The following is a 24,968-nucleotide window of genomic DNA, read 5'->3' on the forward strand; positions in this document are numbered from 1 at the left end:
ATACCATTAAATAAATTTACACTTATATTGTTAAGTGCAAATTTATTTTTATAGTATTAGTTAATTATTTGAAGATAGCCTTTTTTATTAATTATTCAAACTGAGAATTATATAATTGACTATAAAAACCCTTTTGTTTTAATAACTCCACATGATTTCCTTGTTCAACTATATTCCCATTATTAACCACTAGAATATGATCTGCATTCCTTATGGTAGAAAGCCTATGTGCAATTACAAAGCAGGTTTTATCCTTCATTAAATTTCTCATGGCTTGCTGAATTTGAATTTCTGTTCTAGTATCAACATTAGAAGTTGCTTCATCTAAAATAAGCATCTTTGCATCCAAAAGCATAGCCCTTGCTATGGTTAGTAATTGTTTTTGTCCTTTAGATACATTAGCTCCATCATCAGTAATTACTGTATCATAGCCCTTAGGAAGTCTTTTTATATATGAATGAATTTTAGCTGCCTTAGCTGCTTCTACCACATCTTCCATAGTTGCATTTTCATTGCCATAAGCAATATTTTCAAATATACTTCCTTCAAATAGCCATGTATCTTGAAGTACCATAGCATAAGCTTTTCTTAAACTCTTACGTGTAACCTGTGATATTGAATTTTCATCTACCTTAATATCCCCTTCATTAACATCATAGAATCGCATGAGAAGATTAATTAAAGTAGTTTTTCCTGCTCCTGTAGGGCCTACTATAGCAATCATACTTCCAGCAGGTACATTCATACTAAGATTCTTAAGAATAATCTTATTCTTATTATATCCAAAGGAAATATTCTCTACCTTCACATTTCCTTCCATATCCACAAGCTCTTTAGCTCCTTCCTTATCTGCTACCTCCGATAGCTCATCCATTAACTGAAAAATTCTTTCAGCAGCAGAAAGGGACGATTGAAATTCTCCCATGATATTAGCCGCTTCATTAATAGGTCCTGAAAATTTTCTAGAATACAGTACAAAGGAAGATATGTTTCCTAAAGTCATTTGTCCAAAAAGATACATAATAGCACCAAAAATACTGATAAGAGTTAGTGATAAATTATTCATAAAGTTAACTGAAGGACCAACCATAGAACCATAATAATCAGCGCGATAATAAGCATTTACTGCTTCTTCATTTTTACTTGCAAATTTTTTCTTTGTGTTTTCTTCTTGATGATAAGCCTTTAAAGTCTTTTGACCTGATACAAACTCCTCTACCATTCCATTAAGTTCCCCTAATTTTCTTGAACGATTACGAAACATTGGTCTTGTTACCCTAGTTATTCTTTTAGTAAGTATAATAGACATAGGAACTGTAAATACAAATACTAAAACTAACTTTTCAGATATCATAACCATAGACCCAAAGGATATAATCACAGTAATTATACTTGAGCAAATGCTCACTAAATCAGATGTTAAGGTAGAATTTAAAGTATCTACATCATAGGAAATTTTGCTTATGATATCTCCTGTTGCATGGGTATCAAAATATCCCACTGGAAGAGATAATAATCTATCAAATAAATCTTTTCTTAGTCTATAGGATATTCTCTTGCTAATTTCTAGCATAAGTACTGATAAAATATAAGCTAAAATAGAAGATAAAATGTAGAATCCAATCATAAGTCCACAGTAATAATATATCTTAGAAAAATTTACTGCCCCTCTTCCAACATTAATATTATCTATAGCATAACCTGATAACATTGGACCGATTAAGGCAAATACGTTAGAACCTATGGATAATATAATTGCTATGATAATTAATATCTTGTATTCAAATAAATAGGACATTACTCTTTTTAATGTATTCTTTTTTCTATCCTTCATAAATTAAAAATGTCCTCCTTTTTACTTTGATTTCCATAACTTATTCTCCCATCTGAGACTTATTAATTTCTTTATATACATCACAACTTTCAATAAGTTCTTCATGAGTTCCATACCCTACAACATAACCATCTTCTAATACACAGATGTGGTCTGCATTAAAAATTGAACTAATTCTTTGAGCAATCATTATAGTTGTAGTATCTTTAAAATGTTCTGTAAGATTTTTTCTTAGTACAGCGTCTGTCTTATAATCTAAAGCACTAGAAGAATCATCTAAAATTAATATTTCTGGGTGTGCTGCTATGGCTCTGGCTATAAGCATTCTTTGTTTTTGTCCACCACTTAAATCTGCACCTCTTACTGCAACTTTAGTATTAAAGCCTTCTGCCTTGCCTTCAATAAACTCAGTTGCCTTAGCATAATCTGCTGCTGATCTTATATCACTATTCTCTAGAGTTCTTCCAAACCTAATGTTTTCATAAATTGTATCCGTGCTTATAAAATCGTTTTGAAATACCACTCCAAACTTTTCTCTTAATTTTTTCATATTAATAGATCTAATATCTTGTCCATTTATATAAATAGAACCCTGATCTACATCATAAAATCTCATTAATAATTTAATTAAAGTAGATTTTCCTGAGCCTGTAGCTCCTATAATACCTAGAGTTTCACCTTTTTTAACTCCAAAGGTTATATTACTCACATTTTCTTCTTTATGATTATAAGAAAAAGAGACATTTCTAAATTCAATAGCATAATCTGTATCTATAATTGGTATATTCCTAATTGGTAATTCTTCTTTCTCATTTAGTATTTCAGTGATACGCTTAGCGGAAGCACTTGCTTTGGAATAATTAGTAAACACTCTAGAAATAAATAAAAGTGAATTTAATATTAACGTTACATATGTTAAAAATGCAATTATTGCTCCTGGTTTAATAGCTCCACTATTTACTCTGTAAGCTCCAGCCAAAATAACAAATACTGTCCCCACATTTAAACAAAGGTTCATTACTGGATTTAGTATAGCCATAACCATACCACTCTTCTTTTCTTGAATTACTGTAGCATCATTGCGAGCATTAAATCTTTCCTTCTCATGTTCTTCCTTTGATAAAGCCTTAATTACACGAATTCCTGTAACATCTTCACGAACTACACGTACAAAATCATCTACTTTTTTCTGAACAATTGAATACATAGGGATACCTACTTTTGATATGTACATAATAGTGATAAAAATAATAGGCATTACTGAAATCATTACTAAAGTTAGTAATGGATCTAATGTCAATGTTATAATTATTCCACCAATAAGCATTATTGGAGCTCTAATACCTAGTCTTTGCATCATTCCCACCATCTGATGGATGTTATAAGTATCCGTGGTAGCTCTAGAAATTAAAGAAGGTAGTGTAAAAGCATCCACTTGTCTATCAGAAAGACATATCATTTTAGAGAATAAATCATTTCTAACTCGCTCTGTGGTATCTCTTGCCACCTTTGAAGCCATTCTGTTAGCTAATATATTAAAAGTTACTGCACAAATGGCACATAAAAGCATAATTCCACCCCAAATTAAAATTAGAGATACCTGCTTTAATGGAATAATTTCATCAATCATATAAGACAAAATCCATGGAATTGCTAGTTCTACAATAGTTCCAGTAAACTTTATTGAAAATCCTATAAGCATGTTTACTCTATAAGGTTTTAAATACTTAAATATTTGCTTCATAATATTCCACCTTTAAGATATAATATATTTCGTTTTCCTAAATATATTATATCTTAAAGTTTTTAAAAAATCTATTTTAAAATTCGGAAATTTGCTTTAGTAATTTATAGTTCTAAAGGTTTACCTAATAATTTTTAGATGATAGAATAATAAGAATAAGGAGGTGCCATGTTGAGAGAAATAGATTATATGGCTATAGATGCTGCTACTAATCAGGATCTATTAAATAGTTTCATTGAGCAAAATGAATTGTTTATTTTGAAATGTACATCAAGAATAACCCGAAAATACATAACTAAAAGTGATGATGAATGGTCTGTTTCACTTCAGGCATTTGTACAAGCAATTAAAGGCTACGAATTAATTAAAGGAAATTTTCTCAGTTTTGCCGAGCTTATAATTCGTAGGCGTCTTATTGATTATCTTAGGCTTCAGAAGAAATATAACTTAGAATTGTCCGTAAATCCTGCCATATTTAATTGTCAGTTAGACGAAAATGAAAATGATAAAGATATTGCACTTGGACTTGCAGTCGCAGAAAAGATAATTCACCAAGAAAATTATACACTAAAATTTGAGATTGAAGCTGCAAATGAAGTATTTTTCTATTATGGCTTTTCTTTTTTAGATTTATCTACATGTTCACCTAAAGCTAAAAAGACAAAATCGTCCTGTGCAAAAGTTGTAGTATATTTACTCAATAACCCAATATTAATTAATGAATTACAAAGTTCAAAACAGCTACCATTAAAAATAATTGAAAAAAATTTAAATGTACCCCGAAAAATATTAGAACGTCACCGAAAATATATAATAGCAGCAGTAGAGATACTATCCGGAGAGTATCCAAATCTAGCTTACTATTTCAGGTACATCAGAGAGGAGATTAATAAATGAAATCTGTTGTTGTAGAAATCAAGGCTGGCTATGCTGCAGTTCTTTCTGAAGATGGCTGCATATCAAAAGTAAAAGATAAAAATTATATCATTGGGCAGGTGATTGAAATGAAAAGTAGCAATTTAAAAAATATAAATAAATTGGTAATGTGTTCTGCTTTAACAGCTATGATTGCAATTGTAGGAGGCATAACACTATGGGCCTATAAAACACCTTACTCCTATGTGAGTTTAGATGTAAATCCTTCTATTGAATATTCTTTAAATCGTTTTGACAAGGTAATTAGTATAACTGCAGTTAATGATGATGGTCAGGAAATTCTTAATGAACTTGAATTGGACAAGCTTGAAAATCAAAAAATTGAAGATGCAGTTGCTGAAACAGTTAATCAAATTAGTGAAGATGGTTATTTTGATAATAGCATTGATAATGACATTGATGGTGGAATTATTATTGCAACTTCTGGTGAAGATCAAGAAAAATCAGATGAACTTGCTGAAAAACTACAAGAAAGTTTAGAAACTGAAATTGAAGAAATAGGTGAAGATATTACCCTTGAAACTATAAGTGTTGGATTTGAACGAGTACAAAAAGCCAAAGAACTGGGTGTAACACCTGGTAAACTAAATTTAGTTGAAAAACTACAAAATAGTTCCTCAAATCCAGAAAGCATTATTCTTGAAGAGTGGTTAAATAAACCTGTTAAAGAAATTATGAGTGCTATCAAGGAAAATAAGAAAGCTAAAATAGAACAAACTGAAACTTCTGATGAAGATAAATCTACTGAAGAATCAACTACAGATAGTACAGAAGTGGCAGATGAAATAAAAACTGATAAAGCCCTAACTAAAGAAGCTGAAAATACCAATGATACTAAAGCTACTCAGGAAAGATCTAGCCAAAAATCTCAGAATAAAATAGAAAAAGCTACTAACAAGCTTGAAAAGACTGAGAATAAAGCTAATAAAAAATCTGAAGTAACTGAGAAAAAAAATAACAACAATACTGAAAAACCTAAAGAAAAAACACCTAACAAACCTGAAAATCCAGGAAAAAAGGGTAATTAAAAATCAAATAAAAACTAATAATAGTTTTTATATATATTACTTATATAACTAAAGATAAAAACATAATTTAAATAAACTAAAGATAAAAACATCGTAAAGTACAGAAAAATACAAAGAGTATGCCCCTAATGCCCCCATACTCTTTGTATTTTTTATATGCCTATAAACATCCCTGAAACCCGCATAAACAGAACAACTATTTAACTATTTAATTATTTAACTAGTTTAATAGTTAAATATCTATATATAATACTAGTTTAATATTTACATATTTATTTTACTGTTATTCTATTTTAAAATTATACTTAAAATATTCTTCTATACTTTCAAAGCAAATATCTATCATAAATTCTATTTCATCTTTACTTATTACATAAGGAGGTATGAAATAAAGTACATCACCTATAGCTCTTAATAGTAACCCTTTCTTCAATGCTATTTTATAAATCTCATAACCTACTCTACTTTGCCAACAATATCTCTCCTTGGTATCTCTATCCTTTACTATTTCAATAGCAGTTATCATGCCTATACTTCTTACTTCTCCTATATGACTACAATTCTTTGCTCTTTCTATTGTAAGTTTTTCTATTAATCTTCCCTTAACTTTATTATTTTCTATTATATTTTCTTCTTCAAATATTTTTAGATTTTCTAAAGCAATAGCACAAGCCATAGCATTTCCTGCATAGGTATGACTATGTAAAAAAGATTTTCTTTCTGAGTAATCACCATAAAAACAATTATATATTTCATTAGTAGTCATAACTACAGACATTGGCATATATCCTGCAGAAATACCCTTTGAAAGGCACATAAAATCTGGGCTTATATCTGCATGATTACATGCAAACATCTCTCCTGTTCTTCCAAATCCCATGGCAATTTCGTCTACTATCAAATGTACATCATACTTATCACAAAGCTTACGAAGCTTTTTAAGATAAATAGGTGAATAAATTTTCATTCCTGCTGCACCTTGAACCATTGGCTCAACTATTACAGCACTTATCTCTTCATGATTTTCAACTAAACATTTTTCCATAGCTTCAAAGCATCTAGCACTACATTTATCTCTAGTACAACCATATTTACACCTATAACAATCTGGTCCATCAATCCTAAGAGTATCTAAAAGTAAGGGTTTATATATCATATTAAAGGCATCAATATCACACACAGATAGAGCACCTAAAGTTTCTCCATGATAGGCATCACTTAAAGCTACAAATTTCTTCTTTTTAGTTTTATTTCTTTGCATATTATAGTGAAAGCTCATCTTTAAAGCTATTTCCACTGCAGAAGATCCATTATCTGAATAAAATACTTTATTTAATCCTTCTGGTGTTATGCTTACTAACTTTTCTGCTAAGTCAATAGCCGGTTTATTTGAAAAATTAGCAAAGATAACATGTTCTATTTCATCAATTTGATTCTTTATGGCTTTATTTATTCTTTTATTGCTATGACCTAGGGTATTTGTCCACCAAGATGATATACAATCTAAATACTTGTTTCCATGAATATCATAAAGCCAAACCCCTTCTCCTCTTTCAATAACTATAGGATTAAGCTCTTCGTAATCCTTCATCTGTGCACAAGGATGCCATATATATTCTAAATCTCTTTTTACATAATCCTTCATATAAACACCTACCCTTTACTACAATTCTTCCATCCATTCTATAATACTTTTATCATTAAAAATCCTTGATGCAACAGTTCTTATATTATCTATATTACCTTTATCCAAGTTATCTATAGTTTTAAATTTACCTACAATAGAAATTCCAGTAAGTTTTTCTATAACCTTAATATTGTCTTGAGTTATATAATTGTCTTCATAATTATTTATAATAATTCCTTTTACTTTGATTCCCATGGACTCTATATATTTCACAGTAAGTACTGTGTGGTTTATTGTTCCCACTCCACCTCTAGCTACAACCACGGTACTCATATTTAAATCCTTAATAAGGTCACCTAGTGTATATATTTCTTCATCCCTATTTATTAGAGGACATATTATACCACCACTACCTTCTGCAATTATAAAATCATATTTTTCTTTTAGCTTCTCAAATTTAGCCTTTATAATATTTAGCTCAATAGGATTATCTTCTATTTGGGCAGCTAAATGTGGAGATATTGCTGTCTTAAATATATATGGAGTTATATTTTCATAGGGTTCCTTTAATCCACTAACCTGGCTTACTAAGTCAGTATCTCCAGGAATTAGTTTATCACCTTTTTCTATAGCCCCACTTAAAGCTCCCTTAAAATATGTTGCTCTGTGCCCTTTACTTCTAAGAACATGAAGCAGTCCTGCGGTTACAACAGTTTTTCCTACATCTGTATCCGTTCCAACTACAAATATCCCCTTAGCCATTACTTCTAACCTCCAACTTTAGTTCACTTATCATTTTCTTATCATCACATATTTTATTACCAGAAGTGGTTAAATAATTTCCAGTAATAGTAGCATTTGCACCTGAGTTAAAGCATTCTTTCCCCAAATCCCTAATGAGATTTCTACCACCAGCTAATCTGATTAAAGCTTTAGGGTTTATAAACCTAAAAATAGCAATGGTCTTTAAAATATCCTCTTGACTTAAATTTTTAGAATCTTCTAGGGGAGTACCTTTTACAGGATTAAGTACATTCACTGGAATAGACATAACCTTTAGTTCTTTTAATTGAAAAGCAAGATTGATTCTATCAACCCAACTTTCACCAAGTCCAATAATTCCTCCTGAACATACAGGTATACCTGCCTTCTGTGCAGCCTTTATGGTGTCTATTCTTTCTTCATAACTATGAGTTGTACATATTTCCTTATAAAATTCCCTACTTGTTTCTAAGTTGTGATGGTACATAGTTATTCCTCTTGCCTTTAACTTAAGTAGCTTATGGTAATCAAGTATTCCTAAAGAGGCACATAACTCAATCTTTAATTCCCTATTAAGGTTTTCATATATATCTAAAACTTTCTCAAAATCGTTACTTGTAATCCCTCTACCACTAGTAACTAAAGAGAATCTATTTACTCCCTCTGATTCATCTTCCTTTGCTAACTTTAATGCTACTTCCTTTGAAGCTAAATCATAGACTTCTGCATTAGTATTATAATGAACAGATTGCGCACAAAATTTACAATCTTCAGAACATCTACCTGATTTTGCATTCATGATAGAGCAAAGATCTACCTTATTACCGCAAAAGGTTTTTCTTATATTATTAGCACTAAGACATAATTGTTCAATCTCATCATTCTTTCTAAGTTCTGTTAATGCCATTGCTTCTTGAAAATTTATGTATTCACCTGATAAAATTCTTATCTCTAAATCCTTAATAAAACTTTTCATACCTCAAGCCTTCTTTCACTTTTATTAAATGTATCCAAACCTTTTGAATATAGGTACTATTTTTATTGCTACATACGCTGCAAAGGCTGTTAAAATCAAATCTCCAGATATGCATAGTACAAAGCCATTAAAAAATGCAAAATATAGTGACATTGGTTTTCCTAGATATAAGTTATAGCTAGCATAAAGATATATAACTCCAAATAAATAAATAAAAAATAGTCCAGCTAAAAGCATCCCTATAGCTTTAATAAAACTTAATTCCTTAATCTTTTCTCTTATCTTTCCTATGACATAAGCTGCCACTATAAATCCTATAAGATATCCAAAGGTAGGTTTAAATACATAGCTAAGCCCTCCCCCTTCAGTAAATACTGGTACACCTGCAAGTCCAACCATAACATAAATTATTTGGGATAGTGCACCGAGTTTAGAGCCTAAGATAACTCCTGCTAAAGCACAAAATAAGTATTGAAGAGTAAAAGGCACATAAGGTATTGGTATTTTAATAAATGCACCAATAGCAGTTAAGGCTGCAAACATAGCTACTAAAATCAAATTTCTCGTATTCTTGGTAGTTTTCATAATTCTCTCCTTAAAATATTTACTTTATACTGTGATTATAATTAAGAATCTCTTTATTGTCAACCAACGTATTAATTTATAGTTTACAATATTAATATAAATATTTCACCTTAGTCTAGGCTAAAAATACATTAGGTATTATTAACAAGCACATAAAAATTAGAGAGCATGCTCTTTATATAGCAATGCTCTCTCATTTATCAAGTATTATATTTATTATTTTTCATATGCTCTAATTCAAAATTCTTTTCTGATTTTCACCAAAAGTTTAGCCTGTACTTTAATATTTAACTAATTTTCAAGTAGCCTTTTTACTGGAACATAAATTTCCATAATCGTATCTGTTCGATAATGACAACGCTCATCATAAAATTCAAAATCTAATTTATCTTCGTCATAGATATATCCACTATCTTTAAACCATTCTTCAAATATATATTTCCAAGTTTCTTTAATCACTTCTGAAAACTTATCTTGGTTAGGGTCTACAGTAACATCCACTGGAGGAGTTGTAAATACTGCATACTCCGCCTCTGGTACTTCCACTGTAATCATATCCTCTGTAACTTTAGAGAAATCCTCAACAATGACTCCTAAAAGATAGCATACATTTCCCCCTTTATCAGTTGGAACGCATAGACCAACTTCCCCATGATTAGGAGGATTTAAGATTTCATACATCTTTGTTTCTAAATTTTCTCCATCATAATTGCTCCAAAAGGATGCAATATCCTTTGTATAACTTGTTCCTCCAATATTAGTATTTATTCCATATCCAGCTACCTTAAAAGCTGGCTTTTTAACAATAATAGGCTTCATAATATAACCTCCAATTTTAAATGTTATTCCATTATTAAAGTATCCATCCATTCTAGCTATATATTGTGTTGGACTATATCCAAAAGCTTTCCGAAAGGACTTTGAAAATCCACTAGGTGTTTCAAATCCATATTCAAGGGCAATATCAATAATTTTTCTTCCTTTAAATAGTTCTAATGCTGCTAATGATAGCTTACGTTTTCTAAGGTACTCCATTATAGATATACCTTTACATAAAGTAAAAACTCTACAAAAGTGGTTTACAGAATATCCCACATATTCAGCAACTTCACTCACAGTAATAACTTCCTTAATATTATTTTCTATAAATTCAATACACCTATCAATATCCTTACTGTAATTCACTTTTATCACGACCTTTTCCCTAGGGTATCTTTATTATATCAAGACTTTAAAATTTAAGCTGTTCCTAATTTGCTAAAATCTTAATCTATATAAAAAAAGTATGCTCATTTAAAAGCATACTTTCTATACATACTAATATTAATATTTATATTTGTCTATATGATTTCATTCTTCAATATTTTCTACAGCCCACTTATGCATAAGCTCCAATAAGGGAAGTAATGTCCTTCCCTTATCAGTAATAGAATATTCTACTTTGGGTGGAATCTGATGGTATTCCTCTCTATGAATTAATTTATCGCCTTCCAACTCCTTAAGCTGTTGAGATAACATTTTATGTGATATATTTGTTAGAGCTCTTTTTAACTCCCCATACCTCATTATACCTTTTGTAGATAAATACCAAAGAATAATAGGCTTCCACTTTCCTCCAATTAACTTTTGAGTATATTCTAATGGACACTTATATTTATTTTTATTTGTACCAGACATTTCAACATTACTCTCCTTTTATATAGTATCTTACACAAAAGTGCATACTATTAAAACTAATTACGCAAATATATAATTAGTATATAAAATAAATAAGTTTATTACAATCTACTTAAAATATAAGGAGTGTTTCTATGGAACTATTAGAAGTAATACAAAACAGAAGAAGTATAAGAAAATTTAAGCCTGATGAAGTACCTGAAGAGTACATTCACCAATTAATTGAAGCTGGAAGATTGGCGCCTTCTGGTACAAATCTTCAACCTGCACGATATATAGTAATAAAAAGTGAGGAGGCAAGAACTAAGCTAAAAGATTGTACTCCTTTACCTTTTGTTTCTGCTGCTCCAGCTATAATTGCTTGTTGTGTTGATACTAATTCTATCACATCGACTGGAGAAAGAATGAAGGAACTTAAAGAAGCTCAAGCATTTGTTGATACCCCTCTAAATAATGCAGATGAAAATTATAATAAAGGGAAACAAAGCATTGATACTGCTTCCTTAAAAGCTTATCTAAACTTAAATGTAGCTATAGCTATTGATCATATCACTCTTAGAGCTACAGATTTAGGACTCGGAAGCTGTTGGGTTATGATGTTTGATAAAGAAAAAGTTAAAGCACTTCTAAATCTTGAAGACAGATATGATGTTTTGGCCTTATTACCTATAGGATATCCTGACCAAACTCCTAAGCAAAGACCAAGATTAGATTATAATGAAGTGCTTTTAAAAGAAATATAGTATTGAGTAATATAATTATTAAGATTTAATAGTTATATTAAATTTATCTATTCAACATATCTTCAAATATAATTAAAAGACTATATAAAAGTGAAATAGTAATATTACTATATCATTTTCATATAGCCTTTTATTTTTTATTTTATGTATTTAAAAGTAAATATTTACTTTTTAATATTTTAATAGTATATTATATTGTAAGTGGTATAGTTTTTATGTGAACTTGTTTATATGAAAATAGAAACTTGTAGAAAGGATAATGTTATGGATAATTCACTCCTTCTCAATAGAGAAAAACTTATGGAAAAAATTCAATGTTATATTATTGAAAATAATTTATTACCTAATACCAAACTTCCTTCCGAAAGAGAATTTTGTAGTATGTGGGATTGTAATAGAACTACCTTAAAAAAAGCTATAGACCAATTAATTAATCATGGTAAATTATATAAAAAGAAAGGCTCAGGAACTTTTTTATCAGAGCCTAAACTTGAAAAAAATTTACAAAGTCTAAACTCTTTCCATGAATTTATAGATGAAAATTCTTTAAATTTATCTACCAAATTACTTTCATTAAAGCTATTAAATGATAATACTTTAGCCTATGAAAACCTAAAGGAAAGTTCTAATAACAATTTATGTGAACTAATTAGATTAAGATCAGTAGACTCCGTGCCCTTTGCTATAGAAAATAGTTATCTATCTTCCAAATATTATGATGAGCTAATTAGAAAAGATTTTGAAAAAACTTCTTTATATGAGGTTTTAAAAAAGGATTTTAATCTAAATTTAAAGAGTGGTTGGGAAGAAATATCCATGACCTATGCTACAGCCTTAGAATCAGAACTTTTAAAAGTTGAAGAAGGTTTTCCCCTTTTCTACCTCAAGGGTACTGTTCTAGAAGAAAAAGGTTTTCCCGTAGAATTTTTCTACTCTGTAATACGTGCAGATAGAGTGAAACTAAAAAGTGTATTAACAAGATAGGAGTTGATTATATTGAAAATAGCTACTGTAGGTGATAATTGTATGGATGTATATTTAAACTTAGGTAAAAGTTATCCTGGTGGAAATCCCGTAAATGTAGCAGTATATATGAAAGAATTAAATGAAATCTCTTCCTATGTTGGAGTGGTTGGTAATGATAAATATGGAGAATTAATGATTAATTCCATTAATTCTAAAGGGGTAGATACTTCTCATGTTCGGGTATTAGAAGGGGCTACAGCTATAACAGAGGTTGCATTAATAAATGGAGATAGAGTCATGGGAAATTATTATGAAGGTGTATTAAGTAAATTTACACTTACTAATGACGATTTAGATTTCATTTGTAACCATGATCTTTTTCATACAGCCTATTGGGGTAAAACTGAAAACTACCTTTGCCACATCAAAGAAAAAAATATTCCTATTTCTTTTGATTATGCTACTAAATTAGAAGACTCTCTTATTAATAAAACTATCCATTATGTAGACTATGCATTTTTTTCTTATTCTAAAATAGATGACTATATAAAAAACTTTATGAAGGATATTCATAGTAAAGGACCTAAAATAGTAGTTGTAACTCTTGGCAATAAGGGCAGTGTTGCCTATGATGGTAAAGAATTTATTTTTCAAGACATCATAGAAACAAAGGTAGTTGACACTTTAGGTGCTGGAGACTCCTTCATAGCAGGTTTTTTAAAGGGTATTCTTAATAAAAGCTCCATAAAAGAATCCATGCTTCTTGGTGCTAAAACTGCATCTAAAACATTAAAATATTTTGGTGCTTGGTAATGACTGAGAATAATTCAAAAAAACAACTAAGTGGTTCCTCTCCTTTATATACTCAACTAAGGGATATCTTAAGGGATAAAATTATTAGTGGTGAATTCAAGGTTGGTACAGCAATTCCCTCTGAAAATGAATTATCTAATACCTATGGAATAAATCGTCTAACAGTACGTAATGCTATATCCATTCTTATCCGTGAAGGATTGTTAAAGAGTATTAAAGGTAAGGGTGTATTTGTTCTTAATTCTAAAATTGAAAGAGACTTATATACCTTAAGAGGTTTTACTAAAACTATGAAAGATAAGAATACACCTTCAAAAACCACTATACTAAATAAAACTACCAAACCTGCTGGAAAACTTTTGAGTAAAAAGTTTAATATAAATGAAGATGATGATATCTATGTTATAAAGAGACTGTGTTATGCCAACAAAGAACCTATATCCCTAGAATTCATTCATATTCCAAAATATATACTACCTAATTTAGATAAAATTAATCTATCCTTTTTTTCAATATATGAACTCTTTGAGGTTTATAATATAAATCTTGTTACTGCAGATGAAACCTTGGAAATCATTCGACTAGATGATAAGCATAGTAAACTTTTATCTCTAGATACACCTTCCTGGGTAATGTTATTTCAATGTACTAGCTATGATGATACTGGAAGAGTTATAGAATTTACAAAGACCTATACAAGAGGAGATAAATGTAACTATAATGTACATTTTAATAAATGATATAGAAAGAAGGTATTTATATGTTGAATATTGATAAGTCCACTGTAGATTTTCTTGTTACAGAAAATATGGTTACAGAAGTTGAAAAAGTATTAGAAAAGGACGTTCCTAAAATTAGAAACATAGTTAATGAAATGGCTAAAAGGGGAATTAACAAAGTTTATTTTGTAGCTTGTGGTTCACCTCTTTGTGCTTGTGAAACTGCTACTATATTATTTGAAAAATACTCAAATATTAATTCTAAAGCTTATAGTGGCTATGACTTTTTAGATTCTACACCTTATAATTTAGATGAAAAAACAGCAGTGATCGCTCTATCTCAATCTGGAAACACTGAAGAAGTAGTAGAAGCTTTAAAAAAGGCTAAAGCTACTGGTGCACTTACTGTCAGCGTTACTCGTGATCCTTCTGGAAACTTATTAGCTCCTGTAGGTGACTATTTAGTAGCCTATGAAGCTGAATGCATCTGGGAAATTCAATTATTAATTACTTATACCTTTGCATTAGAACTTATCAATAAAGTTACACCAAGCCTTGAAATAACTAAAATTCTAGAAGATATATTAAAGCTTCCTAAAATTTTAGGAAAGTTAGTAACAAGTTGGGAATCTAAAGGACGAACCCTCGGTGAAAAAGCTTCTAATTGGGATATAATATATACTGTGGCTGCAGGTCCACTAACTCCTTTAGCCTATAAAGAAGGAGTTATTACAATGATGGAATTTGCTTGGACTCATGGAGCAAATATAAATAGTAGTGAATTCCGCCATGGACCTTTAGAAATTGTTGAAGAAGGAGTACCTTTTATTTTTCTATTAGGTACAGATGAATCTAGACATACTACTGAAAGAACTATAAATTTTGTTAAGAAATTAGATAAGGATTATATTGTCTTTGATTATAAAGAAATAGCTAAAGACCTTCATCCTATGCTATCACCTTTTGTACTTTTTGTCCCTCTTGAGTGGTTTTTCTATTATCTTTCAATTTACAAAGATCACAATCCAGATGATAGAAGATATTATGGAGGTATTGTTAAATACTAAAAATAAGGATGTGATTATTCATGAGCGAATATAAAAAATGTAACTGCGATAATTGTCTTCATAAATTATGTGTAGAAAGAGTTCCAATTTTCTCTGGTTTAAATTCTGAAGAATTAAGTAAAGTAGCTACCTTAATTGTAAAAAAGCAATATGAAAAAGGTGAGCTAATTATAATGGAAGAAAGTTATTTAGAAAATCTAATCATTATAGATAATGGTAAGGTAAAAGTATTTCGTTATACTATTGAAGGCAAAGAGCAGATTCTATATATATTTGATCACGGTGACTTCTTTGGTGAAAAAAATCTCTTAAATAATCAACAATCTACCTATAATGTTGAAGCATTAGAAACTACTTATATTTGCATGATAAATAAAAATGACTTTCAAAAACTTTTAATTAATTATCCTAAAATAGGGATTAAAATCATAGAAGAATTATGTAGTCGAATGGATAAAATAGAGAGCTCAGTGCAAAATATGGGTACTAAAAACATAGAGTGGCGTATAAATTCACTACTTCTTGACTTTGCAGAAAGGTATGGTAAAAAACATCCTAATGGTGTTATTGTAGAGCTCCCATTAAGCCGTGAAGGAATAGCTAATTATATAGGTACTGCTAGAGAAACGGTTAGTAGGAAATTAAGCGTACTACAAGATGAAGGTGTCATTGATATGATAGGAAATAAACAGATTTTGATACGAGATATAGATGCTTTAATGAATTAAAAAATAAAAATAATTAGATAGTTTGTTTTAAAACTATGACTCCAGTCACAGAATATTTTATATAACTAATATATTATAGAGTTATAAACAAGAAATCTTTAAATAACACTGTATTGGAGGAATATATATGAATAAATTTAATAGTTCTCAAACCGTAGGAGAAATTGTTTCAATTGTGCCTAAGGCTAGTGAAATTTTCAAACAATATAAAATTGATTTTTGCTGTGGAGGTAATAGACCCCTTGAAGAGGTACTCTATGAATTACATCTTGATGAAAATCTAATATTAAATAAAATAAATGAGATTTTTGAAGAAAGTAATAATACAAAAGAAGTATTCATAGATTTTAGGGCATTGACATCAAGTGAATTAATTGACCATATTGAAAATACTCATCATGCCTATACTAAGAGAGTACTTCCTGAATTAGGAGAGTTAACAACAAAAATAATGAGAGTTCATGGTATAAACCATAATGTACTATTCAGAGTCCATAAGCTCTTTTCAATGCTTAAAACTGAGTTAGAGCAACATTTGCTTAAAGAAGAACAAATTCTTTTCCCATTAATTAAAGAATATGATAAAAATCCAAGTGTTAATCAACTTCAAAAAATTAATGAAGTAATTAATGAAATCGAAGAGGAGCATGAAGGTGCTGGAGATATTTTAAAGGAACTTAGAAAAATTACCAATGATTTCAAAGTTCCTAATGACGGTTGTAATACCTATGTTATAACCTTTAAAATTATTGAAGAACTAGAGAGTGATTTATTCCAGCATATTCACCTTGAAAACAATATTCTATTTAAGAGAATGAACTTGGATATTAACAAACATCAATAAGTAACTTTCTTAAAATAAAAAAATTTACAAGCCTAAGGATAATTTATTTCCTTAGGCTTTTTATCATTTTATTCCATACTTGTTTTATATCTTTACATTTTCTCTGATTTCTTATTTATTTAAAAGAGCTTTATCTGGAGTTACAAGAATTTTCACATGTTTTTTCTTTTCAGGACCGGTCAAAGCTCCAAATCCTTCTTCAACTATATCTTCAAGTGCTATTTTCTTAGTTATATATCCTTCTGCCTTAATTCTTCCATCGCTCATTTGCGCAATTGTTGCTGGAAACTCATGTCTATAGGCTAAAGTTCCTACTATTTTCTTTTCAGAAAATACTAAGACATTAGGGTTAAAGTTTATTTCATCTTCCCAAATACTTGTTATTACCATAACTCCTTCATATTTTAGACTATCTATGCCTATATCAAAGCCTATCTTTGCTCCTGTAGTTTCAAAGGCAACATCTACACCTGTTCCACCAGTGAGTTTTTTAACCTCCATAGCTATATCAACTTCATTTGGATCAAGAACAACATCTGCTCCTGCCCTCTTTGCATATTCCTGTCTTATTGATTTTCTTTGTAACACTACTACTAATTTTGCTCCTGCTGCTTTTAAGCATTCAATAGTTGCAAGACCTATTGGTCCTGAACCAAGTACTATGGCAGTATCTCCTGTTTTAAAATTAGCAATTCTAATAGAATGAAGTGCTACCGCCATTGGTTCTACTAAAGCTCCTTGTTCATAAGTCATCCCCTCTGGCATTTTATGCACATATTCTTCTGGAAATACAGTATATTCTGCAAGTCCTCCACCACTACCACAAAGTCCGTGAAATCCTAAGGAAGAGCACAGATTGTATTTACCTTCTCTACATGCTGGACATTCTCCACAAGCCACTATAGGTTCTACAATAACTCTATCACCTATTTCAAACTTTGTTACTCCTTCTCCTACTTCTACAACTTCCCCTGAAAATTCGTGCCCTAGAACTACTGGTGCTATATTCCCACTTAAAGGATGAGGTTGTCCAACAGGTATAAAAATAGGTCCTCCTAAATATTCATGCAAATCTGAACCACATATTCCACACCATTTAACTTTAATTTTTATATTTCCTTTAGTAACCTTTGGTTCATCTACCTCTTCAACCCTAATATCTTTCTTAGCATACCATAATGCTGCTTTCATAATAAAAGTACCTCCTAAAAAATATAATCTAATATATTGTTAATATTCTCACATATTTATTATGCAAGACTTATGCCAAAATCATTGTTTAAAATACTTTTTAAAACATTATTCATCCTATTTTGCCTGCAGCTATGAAAATGACTACATTGAGTCCCATTCTACATTTCTAATTAAATTTACTTTAAATCTTATTCAAAAATTTAATTTATATAGTAAACTAAAAAATCTCAAAATGATACACAACTCAGTGTCTCATCTTGAGATTTACTATTTTAAATTCTCATTTTGATACATATATAATTCTAATCATTGATAATAAAAAAACAAAGTAATTTATAGGTCATTTATGTTATATTTTTTTATCTTTCTATAAATAGTAGCTCTACTTATTCCTAGCATTTCCGCAGACTTTAATATGTTACCTCCGCAAAAGTTAATAGCTTTTATTATACTTTCTCTTTCTAAAATATCTATAGGTACTATTTCATCTACATCACTTGCTTTCTCATTATTAAAATTAGCTTCTATTATTTGTGACTTTTCCAAAGATTGTACACAAATTATATCCTTTTCACTAGAATAATAATCCCTTTCTATAGCATTTCTAAGTTCTCTTACATTTCCAGGCCAATCATGTTTTTTTAGTTCATTTATATAATCTGTTGTTATTAGTTTATATTTAGCTTTATTTTTAAAATTAAGACTATTAACAAAGTGTCTTGCTAGTGTCTCTATATCTTCCTTTCTTTCCTTCAAAGGGATGGTTTTTATATTCATTACATTTAACCTGTAATACAAATCTTCTCTAAAAGCTTTTTTACTTATCTCTTCTTTTAACTCTTTATTAGTTGCTCCTATTATTCTTACATCTAATTTCTTTTCGTAATTTCCGCCTACTCTAACTATGGTATTGTTATCTAAAACTCTTAATAATTTCGATTGCATATCTAAAGGAAGTTCTCCTAATTCATCTAAGAAAATTGTTCCACCATCTGCTAATTCAAATTTCCCTGGATGTCCCTCTTTAGCAGCTCCAGTAAAAGCGCCCTTATCATAACCAAAAAATTCACTTTCCATTAGATCTCTAGGAATTGAAGCACAGTTTACAGCTACAAAAGGTCCATCACTTCTTTGACTATAATTATGTATAGCTTGAGCTACCAGTTCTTTTCCCGTACCGCTAGGTCCTTCTATTAATATATTGCAATCACTTCTTGAAGCCTTTTTTGCAAAATTTATCATTTTTATCATTTTATCGTTACTAGTTACAATGTCTTTAAACTTATAGTTAGCCTTATATCCTACCACTTTATTTACAAACCTATGTACAGATTTACTTTCTCTAAAAGTTATAACTACTCCCATGGACCTATTATTAACATTCATAGGTACAACATTTAATATACATTTTATTCTTTTATTATTAATATTAAAGTCACATTCTATGTTATTATACGTTTCCTCATAATTTTCTATAATGTAATCAAAATTTAAATTACCTAGAGCTTCTTTTATATTTATTTCAAATATTTCATCTTGATTCATATCTAAAATATTTTCTGCTCTATGATTCACTCTCTTAATATTAAATTTTTCATCTATTACTATCATTCCCTCTACAATGGAATCAAAAGTTATATTTAATAAATTATAGGATAATATAAGTTCTAACTGTTTCTTTATGGATTCAGCTGCTGCAATAACTATTCCTAAAGTATGCAGATGTGCATCCTTGCATATGCCAGACATATTTATACACCCTATTATTTTCCCATCACTATCATGTATAGGTGCTGATGAACACGTCCAAGAATGTTGTTGTATACCATAATGCTCAGCCCCAATAGTTTGTATTGGTTTATTTAGATATAAGCAGGTTCCTATAGCATTAGTTCCTACTGCTTTTTCTGACCATAAGGCTCCCTTTGTAAATCTTAAATCCCTGGCTTTTTCTAAAATACTATCGTCACCAATAACATCTATTATATATCCATCTTTATCTGCAAGGAATAAAGCAAAGCCTGAACCTGATATGGTGTTATACAAATTCTCCATTATAGAATGTGCTACTGAAACTAAATCTATATTCTCTTTAACTTTAATTCCTACAGGAGCTTTATATTTCTCAACACCTCTTCCATCCATATAGTCTACATTATACTCTTTACATCTTATCCATGAATCTCTTATATCTTTTTTAACTTTTTTATTATCTATACCGTATTTCACAAATTCATTCCATGCTTTTGTAATTAATTCCGTATAATTATCCATTCTTACACTCCCACCCCTTAAGAAATATATACTCAAAACAATAAATTTATTATTTTAGTATTTGTTTTATATCACCATGGATAAAATGTATACCTAGAACTAAATCTAATATATAAAATAATAAGAGTTATTAATATAATCTACTTCGTACTTTTCACATAATTTTCTTAATAAGGTTTTTACCTTAATATTATTTTCGTCTGGATTTTTTAAAAGTTCATTAAACCTATTCTTTTCTTTTAATGTTACTTTATCTTTTATATATCCATAAACATGTTGTGCTGTGTTAATAAAATTTCCTCTACTAAAAGGCTTTTCTAAACACTGATCTATATACATATACACTTCTCTCATTGGTATAGGAGAATTTACTAAGCTACTACATTTTTTATAATAAGAATAGTCCTTTTCCATTAAAGAATACTTATACTTCGCCCATTGCTCTGTCCTTATTGAAATTGGCAAGTCTTCATTAAGAGTGTAAATACACTTCATTGCTGATATTTCCTTATCCTTAACTTCAAGCATGACATCTGAATTAATTTCTGAAATACTTTTCATATAATCTAAAAAATTACTAGTAACAACAAACTTAGAATGAGCTCCTCCTTTTTTACTTATATCTCTATCAGAATAATGGAATTTTACTGGACCATCTTCAACCTTCCATGTATTTTTAACAGAGTATAAAATATCCTTCCACTCTAAAAAACAAGGATTGAGCTGATGATGAAGATTATCAAACACTGCTGGTATTTTAATATCATTACAAATATTTAATACATCTTCTATGGTATAACTTTTATCATCATTCTCAATTACCAATCTTTTTTTCAAAGAGTTTGATAGTCTATTAAAATTATGCTTAAATCGTTCCATGGCAGAAATTTTATCTCCATATACCCCTCCAACATGAAGTATAATTTTGTTAGAATAGTCCACACCTAAACTATCTAAAAATTTGCAATGATACTCTAGATCCATAATACTTTTCTCAACAACTTCCTCATTAGGAGAATTTAGAACTGTATATTGACCAGGATGCATAGAAACCCTAATATTATTATTTTTTATAAATTCTCCACACTCTGTAAGTTCTTTATTATAGGTCTCCCACCACTTTAGGTTATTAATTGGGTGACTACCAAAGGGAATTATATCTGAACTTATCCTAAATAAATATATTGCATTTTCTATATTCCACTTTAATATATTCATTAAATCATCAATGTTACTTCTAACACACTGATTAAAAACATTATCACTAAAATTTTTTAATAAAAAGCTTCTTGAAGTTTTATATGGAATAGATGCAGGTGTACATGCATATCCAATTCTATTTTTTTCAAGCAACTTACAACACCATCCTTTTACTTAAATGAAAAGTAATAAGCTAATTGCCATTACAGCCATTCCCGCTACTAGTCCGTAGATAGATAAATGATGTTCACCATATTCTCTTGCCGATGGAAGTAATTCATCAAGAGAAATAAATATCATAATACCAGCAACTATAGCAAAAATAATTCCAAGGGTAATATTATTAATAAATGGCATCAATACCAAATAACCAATAATAGCACCTAAGGGCTCTGACAGTCCAGATAGAAAAGAATATAGAAAAGCTTTTTTTCTACTACCCGTAGCATAAAATACTGGAACTGATACTGCGATACCCTCAGGAATATTATGAATAGCAATAGCAATTGTTATAGGTATGGCTATTGATGGTTCTTGTAATGCAGAAATAAAAGTAGCCAATCCTTCTGGAAAGTTATGAATAGCCACTGCTAATGCTGTAAGTAATCCCATTCTAAGCAATTTTGTATTATCTTTTGATGTATCTTTTAAATTTTCATTTTCCGTTCCCTCTAATTCTTCAATTTTATAAATATCATGAGGATTTTCACCACTTGGTATAAGTTTGTCAATAATCGCTATAATTAACATACCAAAAAAGAAAGCTCCTACTGTAACCCAAGAACCCAATTTAAATCCAAGTTCAACGGATAATAAGTTCCTAGCTTCAACAAAAATTTCTATCATAGAAACATATATCATAACTCCTGCAGAAAATCCTAAACTAATTGATAAAAATTTTGTATTGGTCTTTTTAGCAAAAAACGCAAGAGCACTTCCAATTCCTGTACATAGCCCTGCAAATAACGTTAATGCAAAGGCAATAAAAACCTGTTCCATATCTTTTCCCCCTAATTCCTATATTTTATTCATATACTTATCAATAACTTACACAAACTTGTTTAATCAATACAATATCAATTACTGCAACTTTTACTAACTTTCACCCTAATTAAACCTAATTATTTTCATAGGATGAATTACTCTATTTTCCTTTAATAGTATAATTATTATATCATAATCAATTTAAAAATCACTACTATGCTATTCTATATAAAATAATACTTATGCTAGTATTTCAATAGTTCTATTTATATTTTTGTTTATAATATGGATATTATGTAAAAGCATACTTATGTTACAATAATATTATGTAAACTTTATTTTTATTATATAAATACTTAGCAAAAAACTTTATTACACTTAAGAATAGGAGACATTAATTATGTACGAAAATGTTAAAATGGAAAATATGACATGGCAAGAGTTTGCAAAGAAAAAAGATGATGTAATTATATTACCAATAGGTGCTACAGAACAACATGGCCCTCACTTACCTACCTGTGTAGATTCTGTATTAGCAAGAGAGTTTGCTTACCGCATAGCTGAAAAAATAAATGGAGTAGTTGCTCCAACAATTTCTTATGGATATAAATCAAAACCATTAAGTGGTGGTGGCCCATTATTTCCTGGAACTATTGACTTAAATGGTGCTACATTACAAGCCTTAGTAATGGATATAATAGATGAATTTGTTCGTGATGGCTTTACAAAAATATTTATTTTGAGTGCTCACTTTGAAAATGAAGCATTTATTGTAGAAGCTATGGATCTATGTTCTACAAAATATGGAGACAAGGTAAAGCTTCTTCTTACTAACTGGTGGGATCCAATGTCACCTGATGTAATTGATAAAGTTTTTGATGAAGTACCATTCCCAGGATGGGCTTTAGAACATGCTGCCGTTACAGAGACCTCATTAATGATGTACTTTGCACCAGAGCTTGTTAGAGAAGATAAAATATTAGATACTGAAAATGCTAGTCCAACAACTTATTTTAGATATCCTATAGAAAAAGATATCGTTCCCGAAACTGGAATACTTGCATCAGCTAAATCCTCTTCAGCTGCAAGAGGAAAAATAATTGTAGATGACGTTATTCCAAACATTGTTAAAATAGTTGAAGAAGCTTTCAGATAAATTTAAGAATTATCGCTTAATTTATAAAATTATTATGCTTCTATTTAATATAATAAAATTGCCTAGTATTATAATTATTCATACTAGGCAAACTTATTTATAAAATATCTAATTATCACATAAAACTATAATTTGTGATGGTGTTGTAATTGCAGGTATACTCTTGGTACTCATTCCATATACAACCACAAGATTTCTATTTTCTATATTGCCCAAAAAGCTCTGGCCATTTTCAAGTAATATTTGTGTTCTATTACTAATATTAAGTCTAAGTGAATCATCTCTACTGACTAATCTTCTATTGAAATGAGACACTTTGACATTTTCTTTTTTTGATTTTCTGGCTATAACAATAGCTCTATACTGTGGTGGAAATATTAATGGAACAGGTGCCAATGCATCATAAAATCCAATTATATAATCACCAGGTCTTATATTAACATGGTCTACAAAGTAAGTATCTCGGCTAACTACTAAGTTAAAATCATCATCTCTTCTTCCTCTTACTGACATTATCATTGTACATGCCGATGTGTCATTTACTGATGTTTTCATCACTTCTATACTTTTAACTACTCCTTCAATACTTAAAAATTCTTTCACTATTATTCCTCCATATAATAACATACTGTGTTGTTATTATATTATGGATTGAAAAAACTTGTGTTACAAAGAAATAAGTGCTAAATCTTATTAACTTAATAAACCTTAATTCACTTGTTTATTTTTTGTAATTACTATTTCCCTAATACAAATATCTTGTAGTTAAAACTACTTATTTTCTTGCTCAACTCTTAAATATCGAAATTATTCAGAGTCCTTAAGTTCTAAACTAGAATCTATTTGTAATTCACTACGTTTTGTTCTAACTCTTCAAATTTATTCTCATTGTTTGGATATATCCAGCACTCTGATCCAATGGCTCCTTTATAGCCTTTCTTTGAAGTGAAATTATATGTATAGAAAAATACAGCTCCACCTTCATTGAATTAGCTGTATTGATGCTATCATCTAACTTCTCTAATTTATTTTCAAATCTCATCATAAGATAAGCAGTAATTGCTATATGAAATCCCACATTTGATACTATATTTATTAATTCTTCCATTAC

24 protein-coding genes are annotated in these 24,968 nt (G+C 29.6%); 10 read left to right on the forward strand and 14 right to left on the reverse strand.

From position 1 onward, the window contains the following. Nucleotides 1-91: 91 nt before the first annotated feature. Both B2P65_RS04395 and B2P65_RS04400 read right to left on the reverse strand, forming a co-directional pair. Nucleotides 92-1,834 carry an ABC transporter ATP-binding protein gene (locus B2P65_RS04395; protein WP_346879662.1) on the reverse strand — a complete coding sequence of 581 codons (1,743 nt, stop codon included), beginning with the start codon at nucleotides 1,832-1,834 and terminating at the stop codon, nucleotides 92-94. 40 nt (nucleotides 1,835-1,874) lie between these two features. Beyond that, complete coding sequence (locus B2P65_RS04400) at nucleotides 1,875-3,578, reverse strand: ABC transporter ATP-binding protein (RefSeq protein ID WP_346879663.1); 1,704 nt, start codon at nucleotides 3,576-3,578, stop codon at nucleotides 1,875-1,877. A gap of 171 nt (nucleotides 3,579-3,749) precedes the next feature. Here B2P65_RS04400 and B2P65_RS04405 point away from each other — a divergent pair, with 171 nt between their 5' ends. Further along, nucleotides 3,750-4,475 (forward strand): hypothetical protein, encoded by a 726-nt coding sequence (locus tag B2P65_RS04405; RefSeq protein WP_346879664.1) that lies wholly within the window; start codon nucleotides 3,750-3,752, stop codon nucleotides 4,473-4,475. Continuing rightward, the gene (locus B2P65_RS04410) at nucleotides 4,472-5,542 is read left to right on the forward strand and encodes an anti-sigma-I factor RsgI family protein (protein ID WP_346879665.1); all 1,071 of its coding nucleotides are present in this window, start codon (nucleotides 4,472-4,474) and stop codon (nucleotides 5,540-5,542) included. The genes B2P65_RS04405 and B2P65_RS04410 overlap by 4 nt, the downstream gene beginning before the upstream one ends. 283 nt (nucleotides 5,543-5,825) lie before the next feature. Here B2P65_RS04410 and bioA read toward each other — a convergent pair whose 3' ends face one another. The 6 genes from bioA to B2P65_RS04440 form a co-directional block, all read right to left on the reverse strand. Then, entirely contained in the window at nucleotides 5,826-7,187 is a 1,362-nt protein-coding gene (gene bioA / locus B2P65_RS04415; RefSeq protein ID WP_346879666.1) for an adenosylmethionine--8-amino-7-oxononanoate transaminase, read from the reverse strand. Nucleotides 7,188-7,205: 18 nt separating this feature from the next. Next, on the reverse strand, nucleotides 7,206-7,931 hold the full coding sequence (gene bioD, locus B2P65_RS04420) for a dethiobiotin synthase (protein WP_346879667.1): 726 nt from the start codon (nucleotides 7,929-7,931) through the stop codon (nucleotides 7,206-7,208). Further along, the gene (bioB, locus tag B2P65_RS04425; RefSeq protein WP_346879668.1) at nucleotides 7,924-8,907 is read right to left on the reverse strand and encodes a biotin synthase BioB; all 984 of its coding nucleotides are present in this window, start codon (nucleotides 8,905-8,907) and stop codon (nucleotides 7,924-7,926) included. The genes bioD and bioB overlap by 8 nt, the downstream gene beginning before the upstream one ends. 24 nt (nucleotides 8,908-8,931) lie before the next feature. Then, nucleotides 8,932-9,492 (reverse strand): biotin transporter BioY, encoded by a 561-nt coding sequence (locus B2P65_RS04430; protein ID WP_346879669.1) that lies wholly within the window; start codon nucleotides 9,490-9,492, stop codon nucleotides 8,932-8,934. Between the two features lie 291 nt (nucleotides 9,493-9,783). Further along, a complete protein-coding gene (locus B2P65_RS04435; RefSeq protein ID WP_346847598.1) occupies nucleotides 9,784-10,677 on the reverse strand; it encodes an AraC family transcriptional regulator in 894 nt (297 codons plus the stop codon). 165 nt (nucleotides 10,678-10,842) lie between these two features. Continuing rightward, nucleotides 10,843-11,169 (reverse strand): helix-turn-helix domain-containing protein, encoded by a 327-nt coding sequence (locus B2P65_RS04440; protein ID WP_346847599.1) that lies wholly within the window; start codon nucleotides 11,167-11,169, stop codon nucleotides 10,843-10,845. A gap of 134 nt (nucleotides 11,170-11,303) precedes the next feature. Here B2P65_RS04440 and B2P65_RS04445 point away from each other — a divergent pair, with 134 nt between their 5' ends. From B2P65_RS04445 to ric, 7 genes are all read left to right on the forward strand, one after another. Continuing rightward, on the forward strand, nucleotides 11,304-11,912 hold the full coding sequence (locus B2P65_RS04445) for a nitroreductase family protein (RefSeq protein ID WP_346847600.1): 609 nt from the start codon (nucleotides 11,304-11,306) through the stop codon (nucleotides 11,910-11,912). Nucleotides 11,913-12,212: 300 nt separating this feature from the next. Continuing rightward, nucleotides 12,213-12,896, forward strand: a complete 684-nt coding sequence (locus B2P65_RS04450) for a GntR family transcriptional regulator (protein WP_346879670.1) — start codon at nucleotides 12,213-12,215, stop codon at nucleotides 12,894-12,896. Between the two features lie 12 nt (nucleotides 12,897-12,908). Further along, entirely contained in the window at nucleotides 12,909-13,691 is a 783-nt protein-coding gene (gene frlD / locus B2P65_RS04455; RefSeq protein WP_346847602.1) for a fructoselysine 6-kinase, read from the forward strand. Beyond that, the gene (locus B2P65_RS04460; protein ID WP_346879671.1) at nucleotides 13,691-14,431 is read left to right on the forward strand and encodes a GntR family transcriptional regulator; all 741 of its coding nucleotides are present in this window, start codon (nucleotides 13,691-13,693) and stop codon (nucleotides 14,429-14,431) included. Before frlD ends, B2P65_RS04460 begins: the two co-directional genes overlap by 1 nt. A 20-nt stretch (nucleotides 14,432-14,451) precedes the next feature. Then, entirely contained in the window at nucleotides 14,452-15,477 is a 1,026-nt protein-coding gene (frlB, locus tag B2P65_RS04465; RefSeq protein WP_346879672.1) for a fructoselysine 6-phosphate deglycase, read from the forward strand. 20 nt (nucleotides 15,478-15,497) lie between these two features. Next, the gene (locus tag B2P65_RS04470; RefSeq protein ID WP_346879673.1) at nucleotides 15,498-16,205 is read left to right on the forward strand and encodes a Crp/Fnr family transcriptional regulator; all 708 of its coding nucleotides are present in this window, start codon (nucleotides 15,498-15,500) and stop codon (nucleotides 16,203-16,205) included. A 127-nt stretch (nucleotides 16,206-16,332) separates the two neighbouring features. Then, the gene (gene ric, locus B2P65_RS04475) at nucleotides 16,333-17,049 is read left to right on the forward strand and encodes an iron-sulfur cluster repair di-iron protein (protein WP_346878191.1); all 717 of its coding nucleotides are present in this window, start codon (nucleotides 16,333-16,335) and stop codon (nucleotides 17,047-17,049) included. 111 nt (nucleotides 17,050-17,160) lie between these two features. Here ric and B2P65_RS04480 read toward each other — a convergent pair whose 3' ends face one another. The 4 genes from B2P65_RS04480 to zupT all read right to left on the reverse strand — a co-directional run bounded on the left by B2P65_RS04480 (nucleotide 17,161) and on the right by zupT (nucleotide 22,716). Further along, nucleotides 17,161-18,240, reverse strand: coding sequence for a 2,3-butanediol dehydrogenase (locus tag B2P65_RS04480; protein ID WP_346847607.1), 1,080 nt, complete (start codon nucleotides 18,238-18,240; stop codon nucleotides 17,161-17,163). Between the two features lie 336 nt (nucleotides 18,241-18,576). Beyond that, the gene (locus tag B2P65_RS04485) at nucleotides 18,577-20,517 is read right to left on the reverse strand and encodes a sigma-54-dependent Fis family transcriptional regulator (protein WP_346879674.1); all 1,941 of its coding nucleotides are present in this window, start codon (nucleotides 20,515-20,517) and stop codon (nucleotides 18,577-18,579) included. A gap of 105 nt (nucleotides 20,518-20,622) precedes the next feature. Further along, the gene (gene uvsE / locus B2P65_RS04490) at nucleotides 20,623-21,870 is read right to left on the reverse strand and encodes a UV DNA damage repair endonuclease UvsE (RefSeq protein WP_346847609.1); all 1,248 of its coding nucleotides are present in this window, start codon (nucleotides 21,868-21,870) and stop codon (nucleotides 20,623-20,625) included. Nucleotides 21,871-21,891: 21 nt separating this feature from the next. Next, nucleotides 21,892-22,716: a zinc transporter ZupT gene (gene zupT / locus B2P65_RS04495; RefSeq protein ID WP_346847610.1), complete on the reverse strand. Its 825-nt coding sequence runs from the start codon at nucleotides 22,714-22,716 to the stop codon at nucleotides 21,892-21,894. A gap of 385 nt (nucleotides 22,717-23,101) precedes the next feature. Between zupT and B2P65_RS04500 the strand changes: the two genes are divergently transcribed. Further along, nucleotides 23,102-23,857, forward strand: a complete 756-nt coding sequence (locus tag B2P65_RS04500) for a creatininase (protein WP_346879675.1) — start codon at nucleotides 23,102-23,104, stop codon at nucleotides 23,855-23,857. 108 nt (nucleotides 23,858-23,965) lie between these two features. Here B2P65_RS04500 and B2P65_RS04505 read toward each other — a convergent pair whose 3' ends face one another. Together B2P65_RS04505 and B2P65_RS04510 are read right to left on the reverse strand one after the other, a co-directional pair. Further along, nucleotides 23,966-24,460 (reverse strand): hypothetical protein, encoded by a 495-nt coding sequence (locus B2P65_RS04505; RefSeq protein ID WP_346847612.1) that lies wholly within the window; start codon nucleotides 24,458-24,460, stop codon nucleotides 23,966-23,968. Nucleotides 24,461-24,722: 262 nt separating this feature from the next. Then, a partial coding sequence (locus B2P65_RS04510; RefSeq protein ID WP_346879676.1) for a YvrJ family protein occupies nucleotides 24,723-24,968 on the reverse strand: 246 nt, incomplete at its 5' end.

The sequence above is a fragment of the Clostridium sp. UBA3061 genome (genome assembly GCF_002367465.1).
GTDB lineage: Bacteria > Bacillota > Clostridia > Clostridiales > Clostridiaceae > Clostridium_J > Clostridium_J sulfidigenes.